The organism is Priestia sp. USM5, from assembly GCF_058323215.1.
Genome location: NZ_JBSGKN010000009.1, coordinates 18,106 through 30,697, shown reverse-complemented (window position 1 = coordinate 30,697; position 12,592 = coordinate 18,106). Strand labels below are relative to the sequence as shown.

Annotated in this window: 11 protein-coding genes and 4 tRNA genes; 14 read left to right on the top strand and 1 reads right to left on the bottom strand. The window is 38.6% G+C overall.

What is annotated here, in order from left to right:
- Positions 1–34: 34 nt before the first annotated feature.
- From dnaB to rlmH, 14 genes are all read left to right on the top strand, one after another.
- The gene (gene dnaB, locus ACWATA_RS28860) at positions 35–1,399 is read left to right on the top strand and encodes a replicative DNA helicase (RefSeq protein ID WP_013059909.1); all 1,365 of its coding nucleotides are present in this window, start codon (positions 35–37) and stop codon (positions 1,397–1,399) included.
- A 187-nt stretch (positions 1,400–1,586) separates the two neighbouring features.
- Complete coding sequence (locus ACWATA_RS28855; protein WP_013085553.1) at positions 1,587–2,873, top strand: adenylosuccinate synthase; 1,287 nt, start codon at positions 1,587–1,589, stop codon at positions 2,871–2,873.
- A gap of 167 nt (positions 2,874–3,040) precedes the next feature.
- Positions 3,041–3,113, top strand: a tRNA-Lys gene (locus ACWATA_RS28850).
- Positions 3,114–3,128: 15 nt separating this feature from the next.
- Positions 3,129–3,200 (top strand) — tRNA-Glu (locus tag ACWATA_RS28845).
- Positions 3,201–3,235: 35 nt separating this feature from the next.
- Positions 3,236–3,311: transfer RNA gene (locus ACWATA_RS28840), tRNA-Asp, on the top strand.
- 4 nt (positions 3,312–3,315) lie between these two features.
- Positions 3,316–3,388: transfer RNA gene (locus tag ACWATA_RS28835), tRNA-Phe, on the top strand.
- 262 nt (positions 3,389–3,650) lie between these two features.
- Entirely contained in the window at positions 3,651–4,358 is a 708-nt protein-coding gene (gene yycF, locus ACWATA_RS28830; protein ID WP_013085552.1) for a response regulator YycF, read from the top strand.
- A 6-nt stretch (positions 4,359–4,364) separates the two neighbouring features.
- Positions 4,365–6,272 carry a cell wall metabolism sensor histidine kinase WalK gene (gene walK / locus ACWATA_RS28825; protein WP_033580358.1) on the top strand — a complete coding sequence of 636 codons (1,908 nt, stop codon included), beginning with the start codon at positions 4,365–4,367 and terminating at the stop codon, positions 6,270–6,272.
- A complete protein-coding gene (locus ACWATA_RS28820; protein ID WP_028411920.1) occupies positions 6,263–7,630 on the top strand; it encodes a YycH family regulatory protein in 1,368 nt (455 codons plus the stop codon). The genes walK and ACWATA_RS28820 overlap by 10 nt, the downstream gene beginning before the upstream one ends.
- On the top strand, positions 7,617–8,396 hold the full coding sequence (locus tag ACWATA_RS28815) for a two-component system regulatory protein YycI (protein ID WP_034263964.1): 780 nt from the start codon (positions 7,617–7,619) through the stop codon (positions 8,394–8,396). Before ACWATA_RS28820 ends, ACWATA_RS28815 begins: the two co-directional genes overlap by 14 nt.
- 18 nt (positions 8,397–8,414) lie before the next feature.
- Positions 8,415–9,209, top strand: a complete 795-nt coding sequence (locus ACWATA_RS28810; RefSeq protein ID WP_014457688.1) for an MBL fold metallo-hydrolase — start codon at positions 8,415–8,417, stop codon at positions 9,207–9,209.
- Between the two features lie 57 nt (positions 9,210–9,266).
- Positions 9,267–10,499, top strand: a complete 1,233-nt coding sequence (locus ACWATA_RS28805; RefSeq protein ID WP_033580481.1) for a S1C family serine protease — start codon at positions 9,267–9,269, stop codon at positions 10,497–10,499.
- Between the two features lie 73 nt (positions 10,500–10,572).
- The gene (locus ACWATA_RS28800) at positions 10,573–10,731 is read left to right on the top strand and encodes a CxxH/CxxC protein (protein WP_013059901.1); all 159 of its coding nucleotides are present in this window, start codon (positions 10,573–10,575) and stop codon (positions 10,729–10,731) included.
- A gap of 83 nt (positions 10,732–10,814) precedes the next feature.
- Complete coding sequence (gene rlmH / locus ACWATA_RS28795; protein WP_028411923.1) at positions 10,815–11,294, top strand: 23S rRNA (pseudouridine(1915)-N(3))-methyltransferase RlmH; 480 nt, start codon at positions 10,815–10,817, stop codon at positions 11,292–11,294.
- 135 nt (positions 11,295–11,429) lie between these two features.
- Here rlmH and ACWATA_RS28790 read toward each other — a convergent pair whose 3' ends face one another.
- Positions 11,430–12,428, bottom strand: coding sequence for a tRNA dihydrouridine synthase (locus tag ACWATA_RS28790; protein ID WP_014457691.1), 999 nt, complete (start codon positions 12,426–12,428; stop codon positions 11,430–11,432).
- Positions 12,429–12,592: the final 164 nt, after the last annotated feature.

Below are 12,592 nucleotides of genomic sequence, written 5' to 3'. Positions count from 1 at the left end.
AAATACTGAAAGAATATAAGAGGGGCATAGAAATATGAGTGATCTTTTTGCTGATCGTCTTCCGCCTCAGAATATTGAAGCAGAGCAAGCGCTATTAGGGGCCATTTTCTTAGAGCCTTCTTCTTTAACCTTAGCATCTGAACTGCTGATACCTGAAGATTTTTATCGGGCATCGCACCAGAAAATCTTTACATGTATGCTGAAACTTTCTGACCAAGGTGAACCGGTTGATTTGGTAACGGTAACGTCTGAATTAGCTGACCAAAAAATCCTAGAAGAAGTTGGCGGCGTATCGTATTTAAGTGATTTAGCTAACTCTGTTCCAACGGCTGCAAACGTAGAATATTACGGTAAAATTGTAGAAGAAAAGTCGATTTTACGCCGTCTAATTCGTACTGCAACGCATATTGCTTCAGAAGGATATGCAAGGGAAGACGAAGTGGAAGTTTTATTAAATGAAGCGGAAAAAAACATTTTAGAAGTAGCACAGCGTAAAAACAGCGGTGTGTTTCAAAATATCAAAGATGTACTTGTACAAACATACGATGATATCGAAGTTCTTCACAATCGAAAAGGTGACATTACAGGTATCCCAACTGGGTTTAGTGATTTAGATAGAATGACAGCAGGGTTCCAGCGAAATGATTTAATCATTGTAGCGGCGCGTCCATCGGTAGGTAAAACGGCTTTTGCCTTAAATATTGCGCAAAACGTTGCAACGAAAACGGATGAGAACGTAGCAATATTCAGTTTAGAGATGGGTGCTCAGCAGCTTGTTATGAGGATGCTGTGTGCCGAAGGAAATATTGATGCACAAAGGCTGCGTACAGGCTCGCTTACAGCCGATGACTGGGGAAAGCTCACGATGGCAATGGGATCTTTGTCCAATGCAGGGATTTATATTGATGATACACCGGGTATTCGAGTAGGTGAAATTCGTTCTAAGTGTCGTCGCTTGAAACAAGAAGGCGGACTTGGGATGATTTTAATTGACTACTTACAGCTTATTCAAGGTAATGGACGAAGCGGAGAAAACCGACAGCAGGAAGTATCTGAAATTTCGCGTGCGTTAAAAGCTTTAGCCCGTGAATTAGAAGTTCCTGTTATCGCCTTATCACAGCTTTCCCGTGGCGTAGAGCAGAGACAAGATAAGCGACCGATGATGTCTGATATCCGTGAATCCGGAAGTATTGAGCAGGATGCCGATATCGTAGCTTTCTTATATCGTGAAGACTATTATGAAAAAGACACAGAAAATCAAAATATTATCGAGATTATTATAGCTAAGCAGCGTAACGGTCCAGTTGGAACCGTACAGCTTGCCTTTGTAAAAGAATACAATAAATTCGTTAATCTCGAGCGGCGCTTTGATGACGCAGGAGTGCCGCCTGGTGCATAAAACCTCTCAATATGAGAGGTTTTATTTTATTGTTATCGCATTCGTTCCGCAAAATACGATATATTTGTAATAACTTTTGTTAAATCGTTCGGATTTAATTGACTTTAGTGTGATAAATTGATACACTTATCCATGGTTAAATTATGTCGTAGTGAGCTGTTGCTTACTAAGCGGAGGTGCTTAAGATATGTCTTCAGTCGTTGTAGTAGGAACACAATGGGGAGATGAAGGAAAAGGGAAGATTACAGACTTCCTATCAGAAAATGCAGAAGTGATTGCACGTTACCAAGGTGGGAACAATGCAGGTCACACAATTAAGTTTAATGGTGAAACTTATAAGTTACATTTAATTCCTTCAGGTATTTTTTATAATGACAAAACGTGTGTAATTGGAAACGGTATGGTTGTTGATCCAAAAGCACTTGTTCAAGAATTAAAATACTTACATGATCGCGGTGTAACAACAGAAAACTTACGTATTAGTAACCGAGCTCATGTGATTCTTCCATATCATTTAAAATTAGATGAAGTTGAAGAAGAACGTAAAGGTGAAAATAAGATTGGTACAACGAAAAAAGGTATTGGACCAGCTTATATGGATAAAGCAGCACGTGTTGGTATTCGAATTGCCGATTTACTAGACCGTGAAGTATTTGAAGCAAAATTAACACAAAACTTAGCTGAAAAGAATCGCCTTCTTGAAAAAATGTATGAAGTAGAAGGCTTTACATTAGAAGAAATTTTAGATGAGTACTATGAGTATGGTCAACAAGTTGCAAAATATGTTGTTGATACATCAGTAGTATTAAATGATGCGTTAGACGAAGGACGTCGTGTACTATTTGAAGGCGCACAAGGTGTTATGTTAGATATCGACCAAGGAACATATCCATTTGTTACATCTTCAAACCCAGTAGCGGGTGGAGTAACAATTGGTTCTGGTGTAGGTCCATCTAAAATCAAACACGTTGTAGGTGTATCAAAAGCCTATACAACTCGTGTTGGTGACGGTCCTTTCCCAACTGAATTAACAAACGAAATCGGTGATCAAATCCGTGAAGTAGGACGTGAATACGGTACAACAACTGGTCGTCCTCGCCGTGTAGGTTGGTTCGACAGTGTAGTTGTACGTCATGCTCGCCGCGTTAGCGGAATCACAGACTTATCTTTAAACTCAATTGATGTATTAACGGGAATTGAGACATTAAAGATTTGTGTAGCTTACCGTTATAAAGGGGAAGTTATGGAAGAATTCCCTGCTAGCTTAAAAACACTTGCAGAATGCGAACCTGTATATGAAGAGCTTCCAGGTTGGACAGAAGATATCACGGGTGTGAAAACATTAGATGAGTTACCTGATAACGCTCGCCACTACTTAGAGCGCGTGTCTCAATTAACAGGTATTCCTTTATCTATTTTCTCTGTAGGTCCAGATCGTACACAAACAAATGTATTACGTGGTGTATATAGCTAAATAAAAAGAGTTAGCTCTTCGTGAGCTAACCTTTTTTATTTATAATTGGTGCTTTTTTAACAAGACTTTTAAAAAAAGCTCAATAATAAAAAGAAAGTTTTAAAAAACTATTGCATTTATATGAAATATCATGTTATTATAATAAGCGTCGCTAAGAGATATAACATGAGCCATTAGCTCAGTTGGTAGAGCATCTGACTTTTAATCAGAGGGTCGAAGGTTCGAGTCCTTCATGGCTCACTTTTGTTACAACGTGGCCCGTTGGTCAAGCGGTTAAGACACCGCCCTTTCACGGCGGTAACACGGGTTCGAATCCCGTACGGGTCATTTTTAATATTTTTAATACATAGCATATAGACTGAGGTCCCGTGGTGTAGCGGTTAACATGCCTGCCTGTCACGCAGGAGATCGCGGGTTCGATTCCCGTCGGGACCGCCATTTTGGCTCGGTAGCTCAGTTGGTAGAGCAAAGGACTGAAAATCCTTGTGTCGGCGGTTCGATTCCGTCCCGAGCCATCAAAAAGCATGACTTTATTTAAAGTCATGCTTTTTTCTTTTATTTACATTTAAAAGAAAACGTTATTTGCTTTGCATCTCTTTTATGGTAATATATTACTTTTGTATTTAGAGATGGTTGAAAATCATATATCTTCATGTATAGTAGAGGATGAACTTGTGACGTTTCAAGGGTTATCAAGTATAATAAAACTACGGTATTCAAACAGTATGAATACTATCTTTTATATTTTGCTTCAACTAATAAAGGAGAACGATGATCATGGATAAACGTATTTTAGTCGTAGATGACGAAAAGCCGATTGCAGATATTTTAAAGTTTAATTTGCAAAAAGAAGGTTACGAAGTATTTTGTGCTTATGATGGCGTAGAAGCACTTGAAAAAGTGGAAGAAGTACAGCCTGAAATGATTTTATTAGATATTATGCTTCCTCAGAAAGATGGAATGGAAGTTTGCCGAGAAGTGCGCAAAAAATATGATATGCCCATTATCATGTTAACAGCAAAAGACTCTGAAATTGACAAGGTTTTAGGTCTAGAATTAGGTGCAGATGATTATGTAACTAAGCCGTTCAGTACGCGTGAATTATTAGCACGTGTAAAAGCTAATTTACGTAGACATCAGCAGGTAGCTGTTCCAACAGAAGAAAGTGAAACGAATGAAATTACGATTGGAGCACTTGTTATTCATCCAGATGCTTATATTGTGTCTAAGCGCGGAGAAACGATTGAACTGACTCATCGTGAATTTGAGCTGCTGCATTATTTAGCGAAGCACATTGGACAAGTCATGACGCGTGAACACTTGCTTCAAACTGTATGGGGTTATGACTATTTTGGTGATGTGCGTACGGTAGATGTAACAGTTCGAAGATTACGTGAAAAAATTGAAGATAATCCAAGCCATCCAATGTGGATTGTAACAAGACGTGGAGTAGGCTATTATTTACGCAGCCCAGAGCAGGAGTAATTTTAGATGAAGAAAGTAAGGCTCCTGCAATCTATTCATTTAAAGTTTGTATTGATTTATGTGCTGCTCATTTTAATTGCGATGCAAATTATTGGGGTCTATTTTGCACGACAATTAGAAAAAGAATTAGTTAACAACTTTCGAACGTCTCTTCAAGAGCGGACAGACTTGCTGACGTATAACATTGGACAAGAAATGGTGAAAAATCGTGATGATGATTCACCGACTCTTGAGGAAGACTTAAAGACAATTTTAAGAGATTTTGCTTCAAGACCCAATTTAGCTTCAAATGATATGAATGACATTTCTGAAGTAAGAGTCATTGACCAAAATAGAAGAATCATTGCTACATCGAACTCAAATCCTCAACAGATCATAGGTAAAAAGACTAATGATTTAGCGATTACAAATGCGTTGTTAGCAGGAACGAACTCTGATAATGTATTTGTTGATCAAAGCGGGCAGCGAATCAGAGTTATGATACAGCCTATCCGTTTACAGGATAAAGTAGGTGCCAGTCAATCAAGTTCAACTAATAAAAATGGAAAAGTTCAGTCTAGCGAAGAAATCTTAGGCGCTATTTACTTAACAGCTTCCATGGAGCCTGTTTACGATCAAATGAGTAATATCAATCAGATCTTTAAGGCAGGTACGGTGATTGCTCTTTTTATCACAGCTATTTTAGGCGTGTTTTTAGCTCAGACCATTACTCGTCCAATGTCTGAAATGAGAAAACAAGCACTTGAGATGGCCAAAGGGAATTTTACGAGAAAAGCTAAGGTGTACGGGTATGATGAAATTGGTCAGCTAGCTCTCACATTCAACAACTTAACAAGAAAGCTTCAAGAAGCACAGGCAACGACAGAAGGGGAGCGCCGTAAGCTTAGTTCGGTATTAGCTCATATGACGGATGGCGTTATTGCGACGGATCGAAAGGGAAGAGTAATTTTAATTAATGATCCAGCCGCAGCTATGCTAAATGTTTCACGTGAAACGGTTTTGTCTGATCCAGTTGTTTCCCTATTAGATCTTGAAGAAACGCATACGTTTGAAAGCTTGCTTGCCAATCAAGAGTCATTAATTTTGGACTTTAGTACAAAATCGGATCCCTTTATTTTACGAGCTACCATTTCCGCTATTCAAAAAGAGACCGGTTTTATCAACGGGATTATCATTGTCTTGCATGACATTACAGAGCAGGAGAAAATTGATCAAGATCGCCGAGAATTTGTAGCGAATGTTTCACATGAATTGCGTACGCCGTTAACAACGATGCGCAGTTATTTAGATGCGCTTGCAGACGGTGCTTGGCAAGATAAGGACTTAGCTCCAACATTTTTAAATGTAACGCAAACGGAGACAGAGCGAATGATTCGTCTCGTTAACGACTTGCTTCAATTATCTAAGCTAGATAGCCAAGACTACCGATTTAGTCGTGACCCAATCAATTTTGTGAAGTTTTATCATTACATCATTGATCGCTTTGAAATGACAATTGAACAAGGTATTTCGTTCGTGCGCGACTTGCCAAATGAAGCAATCTATGTCGCTATTGATCAAGATAAAATTACACAAGTATTAGATAACATTATTTCCAATGCAATAAAATATTCACCTGAAGGCGGAACCATTACATTTTCAATTGCTCAGCATACGCATGAAATTGTTGTGAGCATTAAAGACCAAGGTATGGGAATTCCAAAATCAAATTTAGCTAAAATTTTCGAACGCTTCTATCGTGTAGATAAAGCACGAACGCGTAAATTAGGCGGAACAGGATTAGGGCTTGCTATTGCCAAGGAAATTATTGAAGCACATGATGGACGCATTTGGGCAGATAGTCAGGAAGGAAAAGGAACAACGATTTACTTTACTCTTCCGATTGAAAGTGAGAATGATGACGAATGGGAATGAGATATGAACATATCAAAACGGCCATCTTAGTTGTTCTCGTCGCTTCCAGTTTAATTATGACGTATCATATATGGACGTATCAGCCTTCTTATAAGGTCATTTCAAAAAATCAACATTTGCAAGAAGTTGAAGTTAGTTCAAAAAGTAAAATAGAAGATCATATTCTTCCAACAGAAGTTCTCTATCATCGAAACGATAATCACTACATGTCTCACGATGAAGATGATGTAAACAAATGGGTAAATGAAATGAAAAAGTGGAAATTTTCGAATGTGACGGACGTTTCGGATGCTATTTCTCCTGATGGATTTTTAAATTATGTCCATGGAAGTAATTCTATTGAAGTGCTGTATCCAGACGCGCTACCTTTGAAAACATTTCAACAGCTTTTTTCATTTTCTCAAACGTCTTTGCCTAATCAAACATTTGACCGTGTACTCATTAAAATTAAGCGTACACCTTCCTTTTTCGTGAGCGTGTATCTTGTGAATTATGAGCAAAAAAAGATTTATTCGGTTACAGTCAAGAATTTGGCCAAAGATGATATCAAAGAATTAGAAGATAAAATGAAGCGTACGTATGCCCCGAGCCTTGTATATAAAGAAAACAAAAATCGGTATATCTTCCTTCCGGAAAATAATATTACGATGAATAGTGAAGTCTACTATACGAGCATGAGGCATTTAGATATTGAAAAATATAAAGAAGCGCTTTTTAACAACCCAGACTATGCACGGAAAGAAACGTCTACAAACCGAGATGTCTACACTGAAGGTACAAAAGTGATCAATGTCAATACGAAGACAGATGTGATGGAATATGTGAATCTTGTAAATTCCACGACCGAGGTAATGGAAGATTATAATTTAATAAATCGCAGCTTTAGCTTCGTTAATGACCACGGCGGCTGGACAGAATCTAATTACAGGTTCAACAGCTGGAATCGCATTACAAAAGAAATTAGCTATCGTTATTATAAAGATAACTATCCAGTGTACAGCAATCAGGGAATGACTGAAATATATCAAAGATGGGGAAATGCGGAGATTTTAAATTACCGTCGTCCTCTTTATCGTTTTGTAAGAGTACAGGACTCGAGTGTAGAAAAGCTGCAGTCATCTCAAAAGGTGATTCAATTAATTGAAAAACATCAAAACTTTGACCCGAATCTGTTAAAAGATATTTCAATAGGCTATCAGCTAGAAGAAGTGTCACAGCAGCCGAAAACCGGCGAAAAGACGGTTGAGTTTAATTCTAATTCTGTCAAACTCGTTCCTTCTTGGTTCTATTATTATAATAGCAAATGGTATCGAATTGCACCGCCGACCGAAGGAGGCGATAACGATGGATTGGAATAGAACAAAAACCATCTTTATTTTCACTTTCTTGATTCTTAATATTTACTTAGGCTATCAGATTTTTAAAACTCATCAAGAAGATCAGTACTCTCTATTTGTGGAGTCGAGCGTGGAAGAACAATTAACGAGTGAAGGCATTGAATATAAACATTTACCTGTAGATGTGAAAGAAGCTTCTTCGTTAAATGCTAAAAGTAAGCTGTTTAAAGAAGAAGACTTAAAAAAGCTGAAAGAGCAAAAAGCAGCGCTGCTTGAGGAAAAAACAATTCGAAGCGTATTGGACAAACCTTTTTCAGTGCCTGAAAAAAATACAAAAGCAAAGCTAAGTCAATTTTTGAAACGATATGTGCTCTCCGGTGAAGATTATGAGCTATGGAACGTTAATAAAGAGAAAAAAACAGTTACATTCTTTCAACAATATAAGAAGCACAAAATCTATGACAATGAAAATGGCATGATCATTGCTCATTTAAATGATAAAGGTGAAATTGTTTCATATGAACAAACGATGCTAGGTTCCGTGAAAACGTTGGATGATGAGCAGGATGTTTTGTCTCCTTTAAAAGCATTGGAAAATTTGTTTTTGAAGGATGAATTGAAAAAGAAAGATTCTGTAACAAACGTAGAGTTTGGATACTATACGTTTGATCTGCCGTTATTAAATTCTCAAGTTTTAGCACCAACTTGGCACATTGTTGTAAATGGAGATACAAGTTATTTTGTAAATGCCTTTGAAGGACAGATCATTAAAAAAGGAAATAAATAAGTATTTGGAGTGAGATAAATGAGCCTGCATTTCAGCGTGCTAGCGAGTGGGAGCACAGGAAATGCGATTTTAGTAAGTGATGGAGAACATTCCTTACTAGTTGATGCAGGGCTGAGCGGAAAACAAATGGAAGCTCTCTTTCAACAAGTAAATCGCAATATCCCGGATTTATCAGGAATTTTAGTGACTCACGAACATAGTGACCATATTAAAGGACTAGGTGTTCTGGCACGTAAATATAAGCTCCCTATTTTCGCAAATGAAAAAACGTGGAACGCAATGGACGGCTTGATCGGCAACATTGATACGGAACAGAAGTTTCACTTTGAAATTGGCCAAACGAAATCGTTTGGTCAATTGGAAGTGGAGTCTTTTGGCGTTTCGCATGATGCTGCAGAGCCTATGTTTTATGTTTTTCATCAAGGGTCTAAAAAATTGACCCTTATTACGGATACCGGCTATGTAAGTGACCGCATGAAAGGTACAATTAAAAATAGTGATATGTACGTATTTGAAAGCAATCATGATGTTGAAATGCTGAGAATGGGGCGCTACCCTTGGAGCATTAAAAGACGAATTTTAAGCGACGTAGGACATGTATCAAATGAAGACGCGGCGCTTGCAATGGCAGATGTGATCGGAGATCAAACCAAACGCATTTACTTGGCGCATTTGAGTCAAGACAATAACATGAAGGAAATTGCCCGCATGTCGGTTGCACAAGTGTTACAACAAAAAGACATCAATGTAGAGGACAATATTCTTCTATGTGATACTGATCCAAAAAGACCAACTGATATTGTTTATGTATAGTCTCTAGAAAGGAAGCGAAAAATAACTTCATTTAGTACGTGAATGCAGACATTCACGATGATAAATGAAGGGTTCGGTGATAGTGTGGAACATTATGATGAAGGCCAAGAGCCGAATAGTCGGCCGCCTAAACGCCGCAGAGGATATTTCGCTTCTGCTCTGATTGGAGCTATTATAGGTGCACTTATTGTACTGCTTCTTATGCCAGCCTTGGTGAGGAACGGGATTTTGCCATACGGATGGATGAATGATGAAAATGGAGATGAACAAACAGGGTCTACGATACAAAAGTCAGTATCTCTTGACGTCACTACGGCCGTCACAAAAGCTGTTTCCGAAGCCAATGCAGCAGTTGTAGGAGTTGTAAACATTCAGAACTCTGAAAGCTTTTGGAATGATGAACGAACTGATGCCGGGACGGGCTCAGGTGTTATTTACAAAAAGCAAGGCAATAAAGCTTATATTGTGACAAACTATCATGTCATTAAAGGCGCTAACGAAATTGAAGTGAGCTTCAGTAACGGTACAAGGGTATCAGCTAAAATTCTTGGCAGCGATGATTTAATGGACTTAGCAGTTCTTGAAATTGATGCAGGTCACGTGACAAAAGTGGCTACCTTCGGAAATTCTGATAAGCTTAAAGCTGGTGAACCAGTGATTGCTATCGGAAACCCGCTAGGCCTTCAATTTTCTGGATCCGTTACACAAGGAGTTGTCTCAGGAGTTAACCGTGTCATTCCTCAAGATTTGAATGGCGATGGAAATCCTGATTGGCAATCAGAAGTCATTCAAACAGATGCCGCAATTAACCCTGGCAATAGCGGGGGTGCTCTTGTTAATATTGATGGTGAATTAATAGGCATTAATTCCATGAAAATTGCCCAAGAAGCAGTTGAAGGCATTGGTCTTGCAATACCAATTAACATGGCTAGGCCCATTATTAATGACTTAGAACGATATGGTGAAGTTAGACGTCCGTATCTTGGAGTTAGTACACTATCATTAAGTGAGGTATCAGGGTATCATTTAAAAGAAACCCTTAAGTTACCGCATGATGTAGTAAACGGAGTCGCTGTTCTAAAAGTCGAGCCAGGTTCGCCAGCCGCTAAAGCTGGGTTGAAGGAATATGATGTGATTGTTGAGCTAGATCACAGCAAAGTAAGGGATATTGCGACACTTCGCAAACACCTCTACATTGAAAAAGAAATTGGCGATAAAATGAATGTAACGTTCTATCGTGATGGCAAAAAGAAATCCACAGAAGTAAAATTAACGCGTCAAATGAAGTAAAAGAAAAGTTATCCACAGGGGATAAACTCCTGTGGTTTTTTAATGAAAAGAATAGAGAAAGGAAGATAAATACATGAAGATATATTGCTGTTTAGAACACACGGAACTAGCGCTGGATGTAATGGTAGATGAGATTGAGCTAGCACCTGTTTTTGAAAAAATAGAAAATTCAACTGACAAAAAAAGCTGCGAATATTGTGACAATGAAGCTGTATATGTAGTAGGGAACTAATATTCTTATACAAAATGTGGATATAGCATGTGGATATGTGGATAATATCTGTGGATAAGGGATAAAGGAGAGGAGAATAGCCTGTGAATATCTCTATTATAACCATTGGGAAGTTAAAAGAAAAATACTTAAAACAAGGCATTGAAGAATATTTAAAGCGTTTATCAAGCTATGCAAAAGTAGAAATTATTGAGCTTGCAGATGAAAAAGCGCCCGAAAACTTAAGTGAATCTGAAATGGAACAGGTGAAACAAAAAGAAGGAGAACGCATCTTAGCGAAAATCTCAGATGATACTCACGTGATCGCATTAGCTATCAACGGAAAACAAAAATCTTCCGAGGAACTGGCAAAAGAAATCGATTCATTAGCTACTTACGGAAAAAGTAAAGTAGCGTTTGTCATTGGCGGATCGCTTGGCTTAAGCAGCGAAGTAATGAAACGTTCAAACGCAGCTCTTTCTTTTTCAAAAATGACCTTTCCTCATCAGCTTATGCGCCTAGTATTAGTAGAACAGATTTACCGAGCTTTTCGTATTATTCGAAATGAACCGTATCATAAATAGAACGTGTGGATATTTTTTCATTAAAAGCAGAGGCAGAAGGAAATGTGAAACCTTCTGCCTCTGCTTTTATCATATGTGGATAAATAGCACACGTCTATAAAAAGAACAATTGAGTTTGAGCAAACGAGCTCTTATTTAAGAAACAGAAAAACCTTCGTCTTCTTTCACTCCAGCTCTGTCTTTAAACTCATCAAGTAACGCACGCACTTCATCAGTCGTTTCCGTGCTCATCAGGAGATTTCTTAATTCACTTGCACCGCGGAACCCACGAACGTAAATTTTGAAAAAGCGTCGAAGCGGTTTGAAAGGGCGCGGCTCTAGCTCTTCAGAATATTTGTCATGAAGGTCTAGCTGCAGGCGAAGAAGTTCTAATAGCTCTTCGCTTGTGTGCTCTTTCTTTTCTTTTTCAAACGCAAACGGATTATGGAAAATTCCGCGTCCAATCATAATTCCATCAACGCCGTACTTCTCCGCAAGTTCAAGACCTTTCTGGCGGTCAGGAATATCACCGTTAATTGTTAGTAGCGTATGAGGCGCGATTTCGTCACGAAGCTTCTTAATCTCCGGAATTAACTCCCAGTGCGCGTCAACATCGCTCATTTCTTTTTTCGTACGAAGGTGAATAGAAAGGTTCACGATATCCTGTTCTAAAATGTGCTTCAGCCAGTCGTACCACTCATCAACTTGCGTATAGCCAAGACGAGTCTTTACGCTTACTGGAAGCCCTCCAGCTTTGGCTGCCTGGATAATCTCAGCCGCAGTATCTGGACGGCGAATCAAACCAGAACCTTTTCCGTTTCCTGCAACGTTCTGTACAGGGCAGCCCATATTAATATCAATGCCGCGAAAGCCCATTTCTGCCATGCCAATACTCATTTGACGGAAGTATTCAGGCTTATCTCCCCAAATATGCGCAACGATTGGCTGTTCATCATCTGTAAACGTCAAACGTCCTTTTACGCTATCTTTTCCTTTCGGATGGCAGTAGCTTTCCGTATTCGTAAACTCTGTAAAAAATACGTCAGGTCGCGCTGCTTCAGTCACAACATGGCGAAAAACGACATCCGTCACAGCTTCCATCGGTGCCAAAATAAAAAACGGACGCGGCAACTCATGCCAAAAATTATCTTTCATCTTATATCTAAACCCTTTCTTTTAGGGAAAACATCTTCCCAAAATTAAAAAGTGTAATTTCTCTTATCGGGTTGAATGCTAGTATAAACTTCAACCAATATATACTTTAATGGTATGGAACGAAAAGTGCAAGGGAACAAGACATTTTGTTTTGACGGAAAACC